This is a genomic window from Stenotrophomonas sp. STEN225, from assembly GCF_056756445.1.
In genome coordinates this window covers 168,687-188,014 of sequence record NZ_JBRRBV010000008.1, presented here as the reverse complement: position 1 = coordinate 188,014, position 19,328 = coordinate 168,687, and the positions used below count along the sequence as shown (strand labels likewise).

At 68.2% G+C, this 19,328-nt stretch carries 15 protein-coding genes; 2 read left to right on the top strand and 13 right to left on the bottom strand.

Features of this window, described 5'->3' with window-relative positions:
• Positions 1-104 precede the first annotated feature (104 nt).
• The 13 genes from tkt to ACVOJ1_RS10580 form a co-directional block, all read right to left on the bottom strand.
• Positions 105-2,102, bottom strand: a complete 1,998-nt coding sequence (gene tkt, locus ACVOJ1_RS10640; protein WP_346480391.1) for a transketolase — start codon at positions 2,100-2,102, stop codon at positions 105-107.
• Positions 2,103-2,304: 202 nt separating this feature from the next.
• Positions 2,305-3,624 carry a dicarboxylate/amino acid:cation symporter gene (locus tag ACVOJ1_RS10635; protein ID WP_053518469.1) on the bottom strand — a complete coding sequence of 440 codons (1,320 nt, stop codon included), beginning with the start codon at positions 3,622-3,624 and terminating at the stop codon, positions 2,305-2,307.
• Between the two features lie 57 nt (positions 3,625-3,681).
• Positions 3,682-5,376, bottom strand: a complete 1,695-nt coding sequence (locus tag ACVOJ1_RS10630) for a BatD family protein (protein WP_346480390.1) — start codon at positions 5,374-5,376, stop codon at positions 3,682-3,684.
• A complete protein-coding gene (locus ACVOJ1_RS10625) occupies positions 5,373-7,172 on the bottom strand; it encodes a tetratricopeptide repeat protein (protein WP_197600558.1) in 1,800 nt (599 codons plus the stop codon). The genes ACVOJ1_RS10630 and ACVOJ1_RS10625 overlap by 4 nt, the downstream gene beginning before the upstream one ends.
• Entirely contained in the window at positions 7,169-8,173 is a 1,005-nt protein-coding gene (locus ACVOJ1_RS10620) for a vWA domain-containing protein (RefSeq protein ID WP_053518465.1), read from the bottom strand. Before ACVOJ1_RS10620 ends, ACVOJ1_RS10625 begins: the two co-directional genes overlap by 4 nt.
• Complete coding sequence (locus ACVOJ1_RS10615) at positions 8,170-8,619, bottom strand: DUF4381 family protein (RefSeq protein ID WP_053518464.1); 450 nt, start codon at positions 8,617-8,619, stop codon at positions 8,170-8,172. The genes ACVOJ1_RS10620 and ACVOJ1_RS10615 overlap by 4 nt, the downstream gene beginning before the upstream one ends.
• On the bottom strand, positions 8,616-9,545 hold the full coding sequence (locus ACVOJ1_RS10610; protein WP_053518463.1) for a DUF58 domain-containing protein: 930 nt from the start codon (positions 9,543-9,545) through the stop codon (positions 8,616-8,618). The genes ACVOJ1_RS10615 and ACVOJ1_RS10610 overlap by 4 nt, the downstream gene beginning before the upstream one ends.
• 8 nt (positions 9,546-9,553) lie before the next feature.
• A complete protein-coding gene (locus tag ACVOJ1_RS10605; RefSeq protein ID WP_065175742.1) occupies positions 9,554-10,579 on the bottom strand; it encodes an AAA family ATPase in 1,026 nt (341 codons plus the stop codon).
• A gap of 172 nt (positions 10,580-10,751) precedes the next feature.
• Positions 10,752-12,722: a type IV pilus secretin PilQ gene (locus ACVOJ1_RS10600; RefSeq protein ID WP_053518459.1), complete on the bottom strand. Its 1,971-nt coding sequence runs from the start codon at positions 12,720-12,722 to the stop codon at positions 10,752-10,754.
• A gap of 21 nt (positions 12,723-12,743) precedes the next feature.
• Complete coding sequence (locus tag ACVOJ1_RS10595; protein WP_053518457.1) at positions 12,744-13,277, bottom strand: pilus assembly protein PilP; 534 nt, start codon at positions 13,275-13,277, stop codon at positions 12,744-12,746.
• On the bottom strand, positions 13,277-13,933 hold the full coding sequence (locus ACVOJ1_RS10590; protein ID WP_053518455.1) for a type IV pilus inner membrane component PilO: 657 nt from the start codon (positions 13,931-13,933) through the stop codon (positions 13,277-13,279). The genes ACVOJ1_RS10595 and ACVOJ1_RS10590 overlap by 1 nt, the downstream gene beginning before the upstream one ends.
• The gene (locus ACVOJ1_RS10585; RefSeq protein WP_180875903.1) at positions 13,930-14,766 is read right to left on the bottom strand and encodes a PilN domain-containing protein; all 837 of its coding nucleotides are present in this window, start codon (positions 14,764-14,766) and stop codon (positions 13,930-13,932) included. Before ACVOJ1_RS10585 ends, ACVOJ1_RS10590 begins: the two co-directional genes overlap by 4 nt.
• Positions 14,766-15,824, bottom strand: a complete 1,059-nt coding sequence (locus ACVOJ1_RS10580; protein ID WP_053518451.1) for a pilus assembly protein PilM — start codon at positions 15,822-15,824, stop codon at positions 14,766-14,768. The genes ACVOJ1_RS10585 and ACVOJ1_RS10580 overlap by 1 nt, the downstream gene beginning before the upstream one ends.
• 219 nt (positions 15,825-16,043) lie before the next feature.
• Between ACVOJ1_RS10580 and ACVOJ1_RS10575 the strand changes: the two genes are divergently transcribed.
• Entirely contained in the window at positions 16,044-18,464 is a 2,421-nt protein-coding gene (locus ACVOJ1_RS10575; protein WP_346480389.1) for a penicillin-binding protein 1A, read from the top strand.
• A gap of 155 nt (positions 18,465-18,619) precedes the next feature.
• A complete protein-coding gene (locus ACVOJ1_RS10570) occupies positions 18,620-19,267 on the top strand; it encodes a hypothetical protein (protein WP_065175739.1) in 648 nt (215 codons plus the stop codon).
• Positions 19,268-19,328: the final 61 nt, after the last annotated feature.

Below are 19,328 nucleotides of genomic sequence, written 5' to 3'. Positions count from 1 at the left end.
GGCTCGCCCGTGCTTGCTCCCACCCGCCCGGTCTGCCCCCGGCGCCAGCCCAAAAGGAAAGGCCGGCTTGCGCCGGCCTTTCCTGCATCACATCGCGATGCTGCTTACAGCGCCTTGGCGGCGTCCACCACGTGCGCGGCGGTGATGCCGAAGTGCTTGTACAGCTGATCGGCCGGGGCCGAGGCACCGAAGGTGTCGATACCGATCACCGCACCGTCCAGGCCGACGAACTGGCGCCAGAAACCAGTGACGCCGGCTTCCACCGCCACGCGCTTGCGCACGGCGTTCGGCAGCACCGATTCACGATATGCCGCATCCTGGCGCAGGAACACATCGGTGGACGGCATCGAGACCACGCGGGTCTTGAGGCCGGCCGCGTCCAGCTGGGCTTTCGCTTCCGTGGCCAGCGAGACTTCCGAACCGGTGGCGATCAGGATCACGTCCGGGGTACCGGCGGCGTCGGCCAGCACGTAGCCGCCACGCTCGATCTGCGCGATCTGCTCAGCGCTCCGTGGCTGGTGCGGCAGGTTCTGACGGCTGAACACCAGGCAGCTCGGGCCGTCCTGGCGGGTGATCGCCGCCTTCCAGCTCACCGCCGACTCGACGGCATCGCACGGGCGCCACACGTCGTTGTTCGGGATGTAGCGCAGCGAGGCCAGATGCTCCACCGGCTGGTGGGTCGGACCGTCTTCGCCCAGGCCGATCGAATCGTGGGTGTAGACGTGGATGGCATGGGCCGGGATCAGCGCGCTCATGCGAACGCCGTTGCGGGCGTAATCGCTGAACACCAGGAAGGTGGCATCGAACGGAATGAAGCCGCCATGCAGCGCCAGGCCGTTGGCGATCGCGGTCATGCCGAACTCGCGCACGCCGTAGTACACGTAGTTGGCGTTGGCGTCGTCGCTGGCGACCGAGGTGCTGCCCTTCCACAGGGTCAGGTTGGAATGCGCCAGGTCGGCCGAGCCGCCGACGATTTCCGGCAGCAGCGGCGCGAAGGCCTCGATGGCCAGATGCGAGGCCTTGCGCGAGGCGATCGTCGGGCCTTCAGCCGCGACCTTGGCGATGTACGCGTCGGCCTGGGCAACGAAGTCGGCCGGCAGTTCGCCGTGCGAACGACGGGTCAGTTCAGCGGCTTCGGCCGGATACTGGGCCGCATACTTGTCGAACAGCTGTTCCCATTCGGCCTGGCGCAGGGTGCCGGCACCGTTGGCGCGCCAGCCATCGTAGATGGCCTGCGGGATTTCAAACGGGCCGTACTCCCAGCCCAGCTGCTTGCGGGTGGCTTCCAGCTCGTCCTTGCCCAGCGGGGCACCGTGGCTGGATTCCTTGCCGGCCTTGTTCGGCGAACCAAAGCCGATCGTGGTGCGGCAGCAGATCAGGGTCGGCTTGTCGCTCTGCGACAGCGCGGCCTCGATGCCGGCCTTGATGCTCTCCGGGTCGTGACCATCGACATCGCGGACCACGTTCCAGCCATAGGCCTCGAAACGCTCCGGCGTGTTGTCGGTGAACCAGCCTTCGACGTTGCCATCGATGGAGATGTGGTTGTTGTCCCAGAAGCAGACCAGCTTGTGCAGGCCCCAGGTGCCGGCCAGCGAAGCGGCTTCATGCGAGACGCCTTCCATCAGGCAGCCATCGCCCATGAACACCCAGGTGCGATGGTCGACGACTTCCAGTTCCGGACGGTTGAAGCGCTGCGCCAGCAGCTTCTCGGCCAGGGCGAAGCCCACGGCATTGGCGAAACCCTGGCCCAGCGGGCCGGTGGTGGTTTCCACGCCGGGGGTTTCATGGCGCTCCGGGTGACCGGCGGTGTGGCTGCCAAGCTGGCGGAACAGCTTGAGCTGCTCGATCGGCAGGTCGTAACCGCTCAGGTGCAGCAGCGCGTACTGCAGCATCGAGCCGTGGCCGTTGGACAGCACGAAACGGTCGCGGTTGAACCAGTGCGGATTGCTCGGGTTGTGGCGAAGGTAGTCGTTCCAGAGCACTTCGGCGATGTCGGCCATGCCCATGGGCATGCCGGGGTGGCCGGACTTTGCGGTTTCAACCGCATCGGCGGCAAGGAAGCGGATGGCGTTGGCCAACTGGCGACGGGTAGGCTGCGTCATGGTTCTGTCGGAATCGGGAGGCGGCCGCGGACGTGCGGGCGGCCTATTGTCCCATAGTCACCGGGTGGGGGTCAGTTCCACTTGCCCGGTCGTGCGGGCGCTGGCCGGCAACGTCGTGATCTCCGCCGGATTCCGCATGTGAAAAGGGGTCGGAGCCCTTTCCGTGCGGAAAGGAATCCGACCCCGATCAGGTCGCCAGGACTCAGTCGCGGTCGGGAACCAGCGCCGGGCCGTCGTGGCCCTCGCCCTTGGCCACCAGGGTGGTCAGCGCCAGATCGCCGGTCACGTTCAGCGCCGTGCGGCACATGTCCAGGAAATGGTTCACGCCCAGGATCAGGCCGATCCCCAGCGGGTTGACCCCCACCATGGCGCAGATCATCGCCACCACCGGCAGCGAACCCGACGGCACGCCCGCGGTACCGATGCCCCCCAGGATGCACACCGCCATCACCATGATCTGCTGGCCGATGCTCAGGTCCACGCCGAAGAACTGGGCCAGGAAGATCACCGTCACGCCCTCGAACAGCGCCGTGCCGTTCTGGTTGGCGGTGGCGCCCACGGTCAGCACGAAGCGGGACACGCGCTGCGGCAGGCCCATCTGGTCGGCCACGCGCAGCGCGGTCGGCAGGGTGGCGTTGCTAGAGGCGGTGGAGAAGGCCATCACCGTCGCTTCCTGGGTATCGCGGAAGAACGACAGCGGCGAACGGCCCGACAGCCACACGGCGGCGCCGTAGGTCACCACCATGTGCAGGCCCAGTGCCAGCACCACCACGCCCACGTAGGCGCCCAGGCGGATGATCAGCTCGAAACCGAACAGCGCGGCCAGGTTGAACATGAAGCAGGCCACCGCATACGGTGCCAGGCGGATGACCAGGTTGATCAGGGTCATCGAGATTTCGAACACGCCTTCGATGGCGCGGCGCAGCGGGGCGACCTTCTCGTCATCGGTCAGCACCATGCCGATGCCGAACATCAGCGCGAAGAACATCAGCGAGAGGATCGCGCCGTTGTCGGAGGCCGCCTGCAGCACGTTGCTCGGCACGATCGACAGCAGCATGTCCATGCCCTTCGGCGTGCCATGGATGCCGGCGACGATCTCCTTGCTGCGTTCGGCGTTCTCCGAGAGCATCAGCGCGGCGGTCTGCGGATCGACGCCGACGCCGGGCTTGAGCAGGTTGACCAGCACCAGGCCGATGGCCACGGCGATGCCGGACAGCAGCACGGTATAGGCCAGCGTCTTCCAGCCGATGCGGCCGAGGGCGCGGATGTCGCCCATCTCCGACACGCCCATGATCAGCGCCGAGAAGATCAACGGCACGATCAGCATGAAGATCAGGTTGAGGAACAGCCCCGATGCAGGCGTGGTGATGTAGTCCATGACCCACTTGGCACCGGTCTGCAGACCATCGACGCTGCCACCCAGGGCGTGCACGGTCAGTCCCAGGATCAGGCCGATCGCGAAGCCGATGCCCATCTTCCAGTGCAGGGGCAACGTCTTCTTGCCGGCGGCAGCTGCTGTCATACGCAGGTTTCCTCGAAAAATGAATGCACTCTAACAAAGCGCGCAAGCGGCGCCGGTTCAGGTTCGGCGCTGCGGATACAGCGGCGCCAGCCCAGTGTCGGTGCCGCGGGCGGTCCCCGACCAGTGTGGTCCGTCACGGAAGGCCTCGCGCAACCGCACACGCAGCGGTGCCGGCTCTCCCTGCCCGCCCCATCGCACCTGCTGGAGGTCCTGCAGCACTCGGCGCTGGATCGGATCACCCAGCCTGGCGATGACCTGCTCCAGCCGCGGTACACCTGCCATCGCGCACAGCTGCGCTTCGACCTGGTCGAAGCCCTCGCCGTCCAGCACCCGGCGCAGTTCGGCGACGCTGCCGCGTCCTTCGCTGGCTTCCGGCCCGGACGGCGGCCCCGGCGGGCGAGTGGCACCGCGCATGGACGGCCCGCCGCGTCCGCGCTGCCAGCCCCACAGCAGGGTCAGCAGCCACAGCAGCGCCAGGCCGATCACCGCGGCAATCCAGGGCCAGGGCTGGCTCGGCGTCCCCGAGGCGATCGGATCGGTGGCCGCAATGCGCGTGTCGTCGTCGGGCAGCGCTGCATCGGTGTCGATCGGCGGCGGCGGGGCGGGCGCGGCAGTGCCCGTACCGGCGCTGACCGTCAGTGCCAGGTCCGGCAGTCGTGCCTGCTGCGCGCTGCCGTCGCGCACGTTCCACCATGACACCCTCGGCCCCGGCACCTGCAGCGGACCCGGCTGGCGGGGCACGACGGAGTAACGACGGGTGATCTTCAACCGCGGGGTGCTGCCATTGAAGGTCTCTTCGTACTGCGCCGGTTCGGCGAACACCTGCGCCGCCGTGCCGAGGTCCGGAACCGGAAGGTCGGTGAACTGGGCACGGGTGGCACCTTCGGCGATCGCTTCGACCACGATGGTGGCGGCCTCGCCGGTACGCGCAGTACTCGGCGCGCTGGTATAGCGCAACTGCAGGCCCTGCAACGGCAGCCACGGCTGCGGCGCCTGCACCGGCTGTGCCTGCACCTGCAGCGTGCGGTCGGCGCCGGTGGCGTTCATGCGGCCATCGCCCCCTCCGAAAAAGTCATCGAAGAAGCCGCCTGCGCTGCGGCCGTTGAAGCGCGCGCCGGCCAGGCGCAGTGTCCCGCTGCGCTCGGGAATCAGCAGGAAGCGGCGCTCGACCACGTTGTAGCGGCGTCCATTGACCTGCCTCACGTCGGTGCGGTCGTCGCCCACCCGCTGCAGCGAGGCACCGGCGGGCGTATCCACGATGAGCTCGCCGGAGGCCAGCTGCGAGGCGAAGAACAGGCGCACGACCACGCCAACGCTCTGCTGCACGTAGGGCGTGTCATCGTCGACATCGGTCTGAATGAACGCCATGGCCGCACCGTTGGCAGCGGTGACCGGGGCGGCGGCGTCCACCTGCAACGTCAGCGGTGCGGTCTGCGCAGCACCCACCTGCAGGGCCGGGATCGTAAGCGCGCCACTGCGTCGCGGTGTCAGCGCCACGCCATACAGACTGCGTTGCTGCATGCTGCCGTTGCTCCACTCCACCTGGCGGCTGCTGGTCTGCCCACTGAGATCGAAGTCACCGCGCAGCGGCGTGAAGTCCGGCGCACCGGCATCACTCTGCACGTTGAGGGTGACCGTATCCCCCATCGCGATGCGATCGCGGTCCAGCCATGCCCGCGGCTCTGCCCAGGCCATCAATGGCAGCCACAGCAGCAGCATTGCCGCACACCGGCGTAGGCCGTGCATGTTCATCGCCCTTCCCTCTTCCTGCGTTCGTTTTCCAGCTGGAACTTGGCACGCAGCAACGCGCCCGGATCATCCGGCACGCGCCGCATCCAGGCGTCCACCGCCTGTTGTTCCTCGCGCTGGCGCGGCGTGCGGCCGTCATCGCCCGCCACGGTCGGATCATTCTTCTCCCGGCCCTCGCGCCCCTGTTCGATGGCCTGCTGCATGCGCTGTCGCTGCTGCGCGTCGGCCTCGGCCTGCGCATGGGCGTCCTCGGCCTGGGGCGGTGACGGCGGCCCCTGATTACCACGCTCACCGAGCCGCGGTTGCGGCTGGGCGCCGGCGTCTGAGGGCGGGGGGCGCTGCGAGGGCGCCTGCGGCTGTCCCTGCCCCGACGGCTGGCCCTGCTGTGGCTGGCCCTGCTGATCCTGCGGCGTCGAGGACGGCTTCCGGGGCGGATTCTGCTGTCCCGGGTTCTGCCGCTGGCCACCCGGCGGCTTGCGCTTGCGTGCAGCATCCACAACAGCCCGGTTGGCCACCGCGTCGGCCATCCCCGGCTGCAGGGCCAGTGCGCGATCGTAGGCGGCTATGGCATCGTCGTACTGGCCCTGGCGGGCCAGCACATTGCCGAGGTTGTACCAGCCGGCCGCGGTGTCGAGCCCTTCGAACTGCTGCCGGGCACGTGCGAAGTCACCCTGGCGGTAGGCCTGTACGCCTTCGGCCAGACGCTGATGCTGCACCTGGTCCGCCCGCTTCCACAGCGTGCCCTGCACCGGCCGCGTCTGTGCCTGCGCCTGCGCGCCGTCCGTCCACGGCAACAGGCCGACCGCCAGCACGGCAGCCAGCAGCGCACGCCGTCGGAACGCCAGCAGCGCAAGCAGCATCAACGGCGGCAGCAACCAGAAGCCTTCGTCGCGCCATTGGTGACCGGTACCCGGCCGCTGCAGCGCTGTGCCTTCACGGGCATCGAGCACACCCAGCGCGCGCAGGTCGCGATCATCGGCGGCGATCCGCACATAGCGGCCGCCGCCGGCCGTCGCCACGGCGCGCAGGCGGCCTTCGTCCAGCGCGGCCTGGCGGATCTGGCCGCTGCTGTCGCGGTACGCGGCACCGCCCGGAGTTCCCAGACCCAGCACCGACACCTGCAGCCCCAGGCTGCGGGCCTGCGAAGCAGCGAGTTCGGCCTCATCGTCAGCCTGGTCGGTGACCACCAGGATCTGCCCCTGGGGCGCGCCGGTCTGCCGCATCAGCCGTGTCGCCCAATCGATGCCACGATCGGCACGCTGGCCATCGCGCGGCATGACATCCGGCGACAGCGCGTCCAGATAGAGCGCGACATTGCTGGCATCCTCGGTCAACGGAGCGACGGTATAGGCATCGTCCGCATAGACGATCAGCCCAACCTGGCCGCCCTCGCGGGCGCGCAGCAACGTGCCGATCTTGGCCCGCGCCTGCAGCAGGCGCGACGGCGGCAGGTCGGTGGCGGTGATCCGGCTGGACAGGTCCAGCACCACCAGCAACGGTGCGCTGGCCTGGAACATCGGCTGCGCCTGCTGTCGCCAGCTGGGCCCGGCCAGGGCCAGGCACGCCAGCGTCCAGCCCAGCAGCTGCGCCCACGGCAGGCGCATGCGACGGCGCGGCCCCGACGCCAGCAGATGGGGCAGCAGATGGGCATCGACCGCCTGCCGCCATGCATCGCTGCGGCGCTGTCGATACACCGCTACGGCCACGATCAACGGCAGCGCGGCCAACGCCCACAGCCAGTCAGGCCGCAGGAAATGCAGCGCGTTCCAGTCCGGCAGATGGGATGCCAGGGCGATCATCGACGACGCTCCGGCCATGCCCACGCAAGCGCACCGAGCAGCAGCGCCACGCCCAGCGGCCACGGATAACGCTCATCGCGCGGGCGCAGGGCCGGCCCCTTCTCCGCGATGGGCTCCAGCCGGTCCAGCTCGGCATAGATGCCTGCAAGCTCGGCAGTGTCGCGGGCGCGGAAGAACTGGCCGCCGGTCATCCGGGCGATCTGCCTGAGCGTCGCCTCGTCCACCGGGTCCTGGTCGGCGGAAATCGGAATGCCGAGAAAGCGCATGCTGCCATCGCCGCCAAAGGCGACGGTGTGGATGCGCACGCCCTCGGCACGCGCTACCTCCGCCGCACGCAGCGGTTCCAGCACGCCTGCATTGCTGACGCCATCGGTGAGCAGGATCAGCACACGCTGGCCCTCGGGCTGGCTGCGCAGGCGCTTGACTGCAAGGCCGATGGCATCGCCGATGGCGGTCTCGCGCCCGGCCAGGCCGACCACGCTGTCGCGCAGTTGGTCGCGGACGCTGGCCAGGTCGGCAGTGAGCGGGGTCAGCGTATAGGCCCGATCACCAAAGATCAGCAGGCCGATGCGATCGCCTGCACGACGGTCAAGAAAGTCGGCCAGCACGGCCTTGGCGGCGGTCAGCCGATCGACGGCCTGACCGCCGAGCACCATGTCGGCCTCGCCCATGCTGCCGGACACGTCCATCGCCAGCATCATCTGGCGCCCCTGCTGCGGCGGTGTGATCGCCTCGCCCAACTGCTGCGGCCGCGCCAGCGCCACGCACAGCGCGATCCAGCCCAGCCACAGCAGCAGCGCACGCCACCTGCGCGCATCGATACGACCCGCTCCGGCCAGGGCCTCCAGTTCGGTCGCGGCATAGGGCACGCGCAGCGCAGCGCCGGGGGCGGCACGGCGCTTCCAGGCCAGCATCAGCAACGGCAACGGCACCGCCAACAGCGCCAATGGCCAGGCCAGCTGCAGGTCCGGCCAGGGCCAGTAACTCGCCAGCGCACTCATCGGCGCCGCTCCTGCAGCATCGCCAGGTAACGTCCGCGTGCCCAGCGGCGCAGCACTGCGACATCGGCCGCATCCACCTGCGGCCGGTACGCGCCCTCGGCAAGCAGATCGCGCTGCGCCGCCGGCAACGTCGCCTGCGGATCCACCCGCTGCCACCAGGCGTGGTCATGCAACGCTTCGCTGCCCGGCCGTGCCTGACGCGCGGCACGGCGCAGCAGGCCCGCAATGGCCGCCACCTCAGCGGCGGCATCCGTCGCGCCCGCCAGCTCGCGATCAAACGCCTGCAACCAGCGCTGCTGACGCCGACGGCGACGCCACCACAGCAGGGCGAGGATCAGCAGCGCCAGCAGCAGAACCGCCCCGATCATCAGATAGCCGGGGGCCGGTGGCCACCACGACGGTGCCGGTGGCAGCTGCACATCGCGCAGGGGCAGCGCTGCGCTCATGCGGGTACCTCGGTAGGCGCCGGCGCCAGCCAGGCATCGCTGGCCGCGTCACTGCTCAGTACCTGCACATCGATGCGGCGTGCCCCCAGCTGGCGCTGCAGTTCCTGCAGCGGTTCAACGAAATGCGCATGCCACTGCGCCTGCACGTCGCCGCGGCGCAGGTCCAGTCCGATGCGCTGCTGGGCGGCAAGGAACTGCAGGGGCGCCGACGGCGGCTGCAGCTCCAGCGGATCGACCAGCAGCACCAGGCTGAGGTCGTGATGCTGGGCCAGCGCTCCCCATCGCGCCGGCGCAATGCGGATGGCCTGCTGCGGGTCGGCCAGCACCAGCAGCCGTGCACCCGGACGCAGAACGCGCGCCGCGTGGTCCAGCGCGCGCTCCAGACCCAGATCATCGGCCGGAGGTTGCGCATACCAGCGCGTCAGCGCGTCGAGCACGCGCAGCACGCCACGTGGTCCGCCGGCTGGCGCTACCGGCGCTTCGCGGTCACTGCCGCGCAGCGCACCGATGCGGTCGCCGCGGCGCTGCGCCGACCAGGCGGCGACTGCACCGGCACGCGCAGCCTGCACCGACTTGAAGCGCACGCGGGTGCCGAAGTACAGCGCGGGTGAGGTATCGGCCACGATCAGACTGACCCGTTCGCGTTCGGCCTGGAACAGCTTGGTATGGGCACGACCGGTGCGCGCGGTCACGCGCCAGTCGATATGACGGGCATCGTCACCGGCGACGTACTCGCGCGATTCGGCGTACTCCATGCCGCGCCCGCGCAGCGGCGACGGTGCCTGCCCCGCATTGCCGGCGCGGCCGCGACGGGGCGGCGGCGGACGCTGGGCCAGACGGCGCAGCGCCACCAGCTCGGCCAGCTGCGGGCGCAGTCCATCGCCTTCGCTGGCGGACACTCCATGCTCCTGGGATGTATCGGTCATGCGCAGGCTCAGGGTGCCGGCACCCGGGCCAGCAGTTCCTGCACCAGCCGTTCGCCATCCCAGCCTTCGGCGGTCGCCTCGTAGCTCGGCAGCACGCGGTGGCGCAGCACGTCCGCAGCCACCGCACGCACGTCATCAGGGGTGACGAAGTCACGGCCGGCCAACCATGCGCGCGCACGCGCGCAACGCTCCAGCGCGATCGAACCGCGCGGGCTGGCGCCCCACGCGATGCGACGGCCCAGCGCGGGGTCGTAGCGGGCCGGATCGCGGGAGGCCAGCACCAGCTCCACCAGGTAGCGTTCCAGGGCCGGTGCCATGTGCAGGTCCAGTACCTGGCGACGCGCCTGGAAGACATCCTGCATCGGCATTTTCTCCGGGGCCGCCGGGGCTTCACCCAGCGCGCCGCGCGCACGTTCGCGCGCCAGCCGCAGGATTTCCGCCTCGGCCGTCTGGTCCGGATAACCGATGCGCACATGCATCAGGAAGCGGTCCAGCTGCGCTTCGGGCAACGGGAACGTGCCCTCCTGCTCGATCGGGTTCTGCGTGGCCATCACCAGGAACAACGAGGGCAACGCATAGGTGTGGCGACCCACGGTGACCTGGCGCTCGCCCATCGCTTCCAGCAGCGCCGACTGCACCTTGGCCGGTGCACGATTGATTTCATCGGCCAGCAGGATCGGATGGAAGATCGGGCCCGGCACGAATTCGAAACGGCCTTCCTGCGGGCGCCAGATCTCGGTACCGGTCAGATCGGCAGGCAACAGGTCCGGGGTGAACTGCACGCGCGCGAAATCGGCCTCCAGGCGCGCTGCCAGGGCGCGGATGGCGGTGGTCTTGGCCAACCCGGGCGCACCCTCCACGAGCAGATGGCCATCGGCCAGCAGCGCGATCAGCAGGCGCTCGACCAGGGCGGCCTGGCCGACGATCTCGGCCGACAGCGCCTCGCGCAACGTGTTGAACGCCGCGTGCAGGTGGGACGTGGCCGGCGTGGCAGCCGGCATTGCAGATTCGGGCATCGGCGGGGGCAGGTTCATGAGGGCCTTTGACCGGCACAGGACGGCACGGGTTCCCGACATCATCGCAGGGTGCCCCGGCGATGGCATCAAGAGACGCTGAACAGCGTCCACGCCCTGCGTGGCTGCATGGCCGCAACGCAGACGGGGCCGCACATGGCGGCCCCGTTTCGCACCTGCTGCAGGCGGTGGATCAGTTCTGCTTGGCCACGCGCAGCACCTTCGGCGTCACGAACACCAGCAGCTCGGCCTTGTCCTTGTTGCGACCGCGCTTCTTGAACAGATTGCCCAGGAACGGCACATCGCCCAGGAACGGCACCTTGCTGATGCTGTTGCGATCGGTGAACTCGTACACACCGCCGATCACCACGGTCTGGCCGTCCTCGACCAGCACCGCGGTATTGACTTCGCGGCGGTTGATCGACGGCACCGTACCGTAGCCCTGCAGTTCGATCAGGCGATCGACTTCATCCTTCTTGACCTGCATGTTCAGGAACACGCGGTTGTCATTGGTGATCGTCGGGGTCACCCGCAGCTCCAGCACGACTTCCTTGAACTGCACGTTCGGCGTCGAACCCGCGCCCCCGGCGGCACCGGTACCGCTGATGGTGACGTAGCCGATCTCCTTGCCCTGCTTGATCATCGCCTCGCGCTGGTTGGTGGTGACCACGCGCGGATTGGAGATCACTTCGCCACGCGATTCCTCCTGCATGGCCGACAACTCGACATCCAGCAGGTAGCCCGCGTTGAGGATCGACAGCGCCAGCGAACCCGGGTTGTTGGCCAGGGCCACCGGCAGGTTCCAGTTCAGGCCACGCTCGATGGTCGAGCCGGTCGGCACCGGTGCCGGACCGACACTGCCACCGGCCTGCCACTCACGCACGGCCTTGGCATTTTCCAGCGCGGTATCGACCTGCGATTTGCGGGTCTTGGCGTTGGCGTCGAGGCTGCCGCTGAAGTAGACATTGTCGCGGCTGCCGCTGATGCCGAACTTCGCACCCAGTTCGCGGGCAAAGGTGTCGGTGGCGATCACGATGCGGCTTTCGATCAGCACCTGGTCCACCGGACGATCGATCACCCCGATCAGTTCGCGCATGCGTGCGATCTTCTTGGGGATGTCGCTGATCATCAGCGTGTTGGTGCGCTCGTCGGCAACGATGCGGCCGCGCGTGGACAGGAACCCGCTTTCCTCCTGCGACGAGGAACCGCCACTTCCACCACCGCCACCGCCGCCGATGCCCTTGGCCTCGGTCAGCGCTTTGAAGATCTGCGTGGCGCTGTGGTAGTTGATCTGCACGTAATCGGTCACCAGGTCTTCGCGGTTCTCGATGGCGATGCGGGCGTCTTCCTTCTCCTGCTCGAACTTGGCCAGCTCGGCCTGCGGCGCGACCCAGATCACGCTGCCATCGCGACGCTTGTCCAGGCCCTTCGCGCGCAGCACGATGTCCAGCGCCTGGTCCCACGGAACGTTGACCAGGCGCAGGGTCACGTTGCCCTGCACCGAATCGGACGCCACAACATTGAGGTTGGATTCTTCGGCGATCAACTGCAGCACCGTGCGCACCGGCACGTCCTGGAAGTTGAAGGTGACCGGCTTGCCCGAGTAGCCACGCTGGCCGACGGCCTTCGCCGCCTGGGTGACCGTACCGGCGTTGACCGCACCGACGGCGGCGGGCGCCTGTCGCGGACTGATCTCGACCACGTATTCGTTGCCGCTCTGGTAGGCCAGCGACTCCACCGTACCCGCCGTGCTCAGCACCAGCTGGGTCCCGGCGCCCGATGGCTTGGCATCGATGCGCTGCACGGGCGTGGCAAAGTCGACCACGTTCATCGGCTTCTGCAGGTTGGCCGGCAGGCGCGCGTTGCCCACGTCGACCACGACGTTGCTGCCCTGCGTGCGCAGGTCGGGAATCGCGCCCTGGCCGTCGAACTGCAGGATCAGGCGGCCGACGCCGTCATCGCCGCGCTTGAAATCGATCTTGGACACCGACAGGCCAGTTGTCGCCGGGGCCGAAGGGGCCACCGCAGTGCTGGCCGGTTTCTCCGCCGGTGCGGCGGCCAGCGCCGGAGCGCAGGCCAGCATCAGCGCGACTCCCAGCGCGCTGACACGGTTCAAGGTAGAGCGCCGGATGGGACGCAGCCCCTTGGCTTGGTGAAAGGTCATCGTGCTATCCCCAGTAAACGATCATTGATCTTCCAGCGCGAGCGTCGCTGGCCGTTCCAGCCAACCACCCGCGCCATCCGGCACCAGTTCGATCAGTTCAACGCGGTCCTCGAAGACCGCGGTGACCCGCCCGTCGCTCTGCCCCAGGTAGCCGCCCGGGCGGACCCGGTAGGTGACCTTGTCCGGCCCCATCACCAGCGCGACGGTGCTGCCGCCGGTGCCGATGGTGCCGACCATGTCCAGTGCGTCCAGCGGGAAGCCCTCCAGGGGCTCCTTGCGCCGGTTCGGGTCCGGTCGCAATCCGCCGTTCCCCTGCTGCGGATTGGTCCAGGCATCGGTGAACGGATCGCGCATGCCCTGCGCGGAGTATTCGAAGGTCTCGAACTGCTGCATCACCGGCAGCGGCTCCAGCGGCTGCGCCGGTCGCGCACGCTCGCCCTCCACCCACTTCTCCAGGTTCGGCGCATCGCCCGGCGTGCTGGTCACGCCGCGGCCACAGCCGGCCAGCAGCAGGACCGCCAGCACCATCGACCCGCGTACGATCTGTGCGCGCATCACTTCCCGCCCTCCTTGCCGGCGTCAGCACTCTGCTGCGCCTGCACTTCGGCTTCGTCCAGATACCGGTAGGTCTTGACCGTGCCGGACAGCTCCAGCGCACCTGCGCGGACGTTGCCGCTGGTCTTGTCCTTGGGCTTGAGGTTGATGTCGTGCATGGTCAGGATGACCACCCGCGGCAACGAAGCCACGCCGCTGACGAACGCACCGAACTGGTGGTAGCTGCCCACCATCCGCAGCTTGATCGGCTTCTCGGCGTAGAACTCCTTGATCTGCTCGGACTCGGGTTCGAACAGCTCGTTGGACAGGCCGCTGGACAACGCGGTCTGCGAGATGTCGATGATCAGGTCCGGCATTTCGGTCTTGCTCGGCAGCTGCCGCAGCATCTGCTGCAGCACCTGCTCCATCTGTGCCAGCTGCTGCTTCAGCGGCGCCAGGTTCACCGCACGTTCCTGCTGCTTGGTGAACTCGGTGCGCAGCTCGGTCTCCTGCCGCTCCAGGCCCTCCAGTTCCTCGCGCTTGCCACTGATCAGCAGCATCCACGCCACGAACATGATGACCAGCGCCAGCAGCGCGCAGAAGACGATCTTGGCCTTCTGCGGCCAGTTGCCGATGTCGTTGAAATCCAGGTTCTTGAGATCGATCTTCTGGCTCATGCGCGATCCCCCTGCAACGGGGCGTGGAAGGCCTGCGGCGGCTGTGCCAGGCGGCTGCCCTCCGGCTTGGCCGGCGCAGCGGCCGGCGGGGCCGTTGCCGGGGGCGGCGTGGTGGCGGGTGCGGGTGCGGTGGCCGGTGCGGCGGGCGCGGCGGCTTCGGGCGCGGCCGACAGCGGTGCGACCGGTTCGGCGGCTGCGGCCGGTGCCACGGTGCCATCGGCATTCAGGCCCGGCGGCGCGGTGGCCTCCTCGCTCTGCGCCGGCAGCTTCACCTTGACCACGAACACATACGGCAGCGCCTTGATGTCCGATACCGGGCCCGGGCGACCGTCCTTGTCCTTGTCCGGCTCACGCGCCTCGATGATCGACAGCTCCGGACTGGCCATCCAGCCGGACGTCTCCAGGTTGCGCATGTACGCCGAAACGCGGGCGTTGGACTGGGTGCGGCCTTCCAGGGTAAGGGTGTCCCCTTCCTGCTTCAGGGCGGTCAGCACGACGCCATCGGGAATGGTGCGCACCAGCGCGTCGAACAGGTGGACCATCTGCGAGCGCTTGGCCTGCAGTTCCTCGATCACCTTCTTGCGCGCCAGCAGCCGCTCCTTCTGCGCGTCGAGGCGGTCGATCTCCTTGTTCTGCTCCTTGACCTTGTCGATCTCGGCCTGCAGGTAGGCATTGCGGTCCATCTGGCCGCTGACCTGGCGGTCGTAGTAGAACCAGATCATCAGCGACAGCAGCAGGCCACCCACGGCGGCCATGCCCAGCATTGCGTAGAACTCGCGCTGGCGTTGCTTGCGCCGTTCGGCGCGCCAGGGCAACAGGTTGATGCGTGCCATCAGTCGAAGCTCCTCAGCGCCAGACCGGTCGCGATCATCAGCGCGGGAGCATCCTGGGCCAGCGCATGCGCGTTCACCTTCGGTCCCAGCGTCATCTGCGCCAGCGGATTGGCGACCACGGTCGGCACACCCAGCTGCTCCTCGACCATTTCCGGCAGGCCCCCAAGAACCGCGCAGCCTCCGGCCAGCACGATATGATCGACACGATTGAATTCGCTGCCGGCGTAGAAGAACTGCAACAGGCGGCTGATCTGCTGGACCGTGGCTTCCTTGAACGGCTCCAGCACTTCCATCTCGTAGCTTTCCGGCAGCCCGCCCTGGCGCTTGGCCAGGCCGGCTTCCTCGTAGCTCAGGCCGTAGCGGCGCATGATCTCGTCGGTCAGCTGCTTGCCGCCGAACACCTGTTCGCGGCTGTACAGGCTGCGCCCGCCGCGCAGGACGTTCAGGGTGGTCATCGTGGCGCCGATGTCGACCAGCGCGACCACGCCGTCGGTGGACACCGGCAGCTCACTGGCAACCAGGGCGAAGGCGTTCTCGACCGCGAAGGCCTCCACGTCCATCACCTTGGCCTGGAGGCCGCCGAGTTCCAGCGCCGACTGGCGCAGTTCCACATTCTCGGACCGCGACGCGGCCAGCAGCACCTGGACCATCTCCGGGTTGTTCGGGATCACCCCGATCACCTCGAAGTCCAGGTTCACTTCCTCGATCGGATAGGGAATGTAGTTGACCGCTTCCAGCTCGATCTGCGCTTCCATGTCGTTCTCGTCGAGCTCGGCCGGCATCGGGATCACCTTGGTGATCACGGCCGAGCCGGCCACGGCGGCGGCGGCCTGCTTCGCCTTGCTGCCGGAACGGTTCAACGCCCGGCGGATGGCCTCACCCACGGCCTCCACCTCGACGATGTTCTTCTCCACGACCGCATTCGGCGGCAGTGGTTCCACGGCGTAATGTTCCACACGGAAACGATTGCCACTGCGGGAAAGCTGCAACAGCTTTACCGCAGTCGAACTGATGTCGACGCCAATAAGCGGCGACTGACTTTTTGGGATGAGCCCCACGGTTTCTCCCCTGCCGACGGGCACTTGGACGCAAGAACTGCGACCGCGCATTAATAACGTATTCTTAGCAAATGGCAACCGCCCTGCTGTGAATTCCCTCACAGGTTCACGATGCAGCCCCTGGCGTTTCCCCTTGCGCTCCCCGGTGCCGACCCCAGCCGCCACCTTGCGTAATCTATACTCTGCGACCACGAAATTCGCAATCGGAATCTGAACCCGATGACTCGACTCCGCCGCTGGCTGCGCTGGATCTTCCTGATTGTCCTGGCCCTGGCGCTGATCGGTGCGGCCGCTGTGGGCGGTCTCTACTACGCTGTGTCCTCCAAGCTCCCCGACGTGCAGACCCTGCGCGACGTGGAGATGCAGGAGCCGATGTACGTCTATGCCGCCGACGGCAAGCTGATGGCGGTGTTCGGCGAGACCCGGCGCACCCCGGTCACCATGAAGGACGTGCCGGAGAAGCTCAAGCAGGCTTTCCTGGCCACCGAGGACGCCCGCTTCTATGAACATGGCGGCGTGGACTACAAGGGCATCGCCCGCGCGGTGTGGCTGCTGGCCACCACCAACGACAAGCGCGTGCCCGGCGGGTCCACCATCACCCAGCAGGTGGCCCGCCAGTTCTTCCTCAGTTCCGAGTACAGCTACACCCGCAAGCTGGCCGAGATCCTGCTGGCCCGCAAGATCGAGTCCGAGCTGAGCAAGGACGAGATCTTCGAGCTGTATCTGAACAAGAGCTTCTTCGGCAACCGTGCCTACGGTGTGGCCGCGGCAGCGGAGTTCTACTACGGCAAGAAGCTGGCCGAGCTGGACCTGGATGAGATGGCCTCGCTGGCCGGCATCCCGAAGTTCCCCTCCTCCGGCAACCCGATCTCCAACCCGGAACGCGCCCGCCAGCGCCGCGACAACTATGTGCTGCAGCGCATGGCCGATCTGAAGTTCGTCAGCCAGGCCGAGGCCGATGCGGCCAAGGCCGTGCCGATGCATGCCACCGCGCATGAGCCGCCGGTGCAGGTCGAGGCGCCCTACGTGGCCGAACTGGTGCGCCAGGAGATGATCGCGCGCTTCGGCGGCGATGTGGTCAACAAGGGATACCACGTCACCACCACCATCGATTCGACCCTGCAGACCGCGGCCAACCTGTCGGTGCGTGACGGCCTGCTGCTGTATGACCACCGCCACGGCTGGCACGGCGTGGAGAAGCAGGTGCAGCTGGGGGCCGGCGACGATGCCGCGGCCCTGGCCGAACATCTGCGCGGCATCCCGGCGCAGGCAGGCCTGCTGCCGGCGATCGTTGCCAGCGCCAGTGCCGATGGCAGCGCCACGGTGGTGCTGGCCAACCGCAGCGAGATCGTGCTGCCGGCCGGTGCCGCCCGGTGGACCAACAAGACCCCCGGCAAGCTGGTGCAGCGCGGCGACATCGTGCGTGTGCGCGCCGGCGACAAGGAGGGCGAGTGGCTGCTGGACCAGATCCCGCGCGGTCAGTCCGCGCTGGTCTCGCTGGATGCCCACAGCGGTGCCCTGAAGGCGCTGGTCGGCGGTTTCAGCTTCTCCGGCAACAAGTTCAACCGCGCCACCCAGGCCCGTCGCCAGCCCGGTTCGAGCTTCAAGCCGTTCGTCTATGCCGCAGCGTTCGACAAGGGTTACAACCCGGCTTCGATCGTGCTTGATGCCCCGGTCGTGTTCCGCGACCGCCGCGGCAAGACCTGGGCACCGCAGAACGATGGCGGTGGCTTCCGCGGCCCGATGCGCCTGCGCGAAGCCCTGGTGCAGTCGCGCAACCTGGTCTCGGTGCGCCTGCTCGACGGCATGGGCGTGGACTACGCCCGCAAGTACATCAGCGAGTTCGGCTTCGCCGAATCGGAGCTGCCGCCGAACCTGTCGATGTCGCTCGGCACCGCCTCGCTGACCCCGCTGTCGGTGGCCCGTGGCTATGCCGTGTTCGCCAACGGCGGCTCGCGCGTGGACACCTGGCTGATCGACCAGGTGAACGACCGCGACGGCAACCTGGTGTTCAAGGAGAACCCGGCACTGGCCTGCCGCGACTGTGCCGGCAGCAGCGACCAGCCGGTCAGCCAGGTCGTGGACGGCTTCAACTTCGGTGCCCCGGCCCCCACGCCGGACCCGGCCGCCGCCAAGGCGCAGGCCACCACCGAAACCGCTGCCGCACCGGTCAACCCGGATGCGCGCACCGCGCCGCGCGCGATCGATGCACGCACCGCCTACCAGCTGGTGTCGATGATGCGCGATGTGGTCCAGCGCGGTACCGGTACCCAGGCCAAGGTGCTCGGCCGCGAGGACGTGGGCGGCAAGACCGGCTCCACCAACGACCACCGCGATGCCTGGTTCTCCGGCTTCGGCGGCCCGTATGTGACCACCGTGTGGGTGGGCCGCGATGACTTCCGTTCGCTGGGTTACCGCGAATACGGTGGCAAGGCAGCGCTGCCGATCTGGATCGAGTACATGCGCACCGCGCTGAAGGACACGCCGATCGCGCAGAACGACCCGCCCAGCGGCATGGTGCAGACCACGCTCAACGGCGCGACCGAGTGGGTCAAGGTGGAGGACATGGATCGCCTGACGGACTACGACCTCAACCTCAATACCCCGCAGGCCGACGCGGCTGCGTTCGATATCTTCTGACGCGCGCCGCGGGCGTCACCGTCGAGCCGGCGCATGCCCGGCTCGACGGCCCGCCCAGCCGAGCGTGGGCCCGGCCCCGCATCCCTTCTCCATTGCCCACGCAGATGTCACACCGTTGCGCTAGTCTGTAGCCAGGTCGCAACAGGAGTTCCCGCATGCATCGCGCCCGCCAGCATGCCACCACCCAGACCCGTGAGCGTCGTCACCGCCTCGCCCACGAAGCCGCCCGCCTGATGGCCGAAGGCGGCATCCGCGACTTCCACCAGGCCAAACTGAAGGCGGCCAGCCGGCTCGGCATCCATGACGATGCCTCGTTGCCCCGCAATGTCGAGATCGAGGATGCGCTGCGCGAATACCAGCGTCTGTTCGCTGGCCCCCAGCACGGCAACGAGCTGCAGCGACGTCGCGAAGCTGCGCTGCGCGCACTGGAATTCCTGCATGCCTTCGCCCCGCGCCTGGTCGGCCCGGTGCTGGACGGCACCGCCGATGCCAACAGCCCCGTGCAGGTGCATCTGCACAGCGACGACCCCGAAGCCGTGCATCGCTTCCTGGACGAACAGGGCATTCCGGCCGAGTCGCGCGTGCGCCGGCTGCGCCTGGACCGCGAGCGCAGCCTGGACGTGCCGGTCTGGGTGTTCAGTGCGGAGGAACTGACGTTCGACCTGGCCGTGCTGCCGTATGACGCCCTGCGCCAGGCACCGCTGTCACCGGTCGACGAGAAGCCGATGCGGCGCGCCTCGCAGGCCCAGCTGCGTGAACTGCTCAGCCAGGAGCAGATCGAAAGCTATCTCGGCAGCATCTGAGCCCCACAACGCAGACGCCCCACGCGGCGGACCGCGTGGGGCGTCGTCATGCATCAGGGCG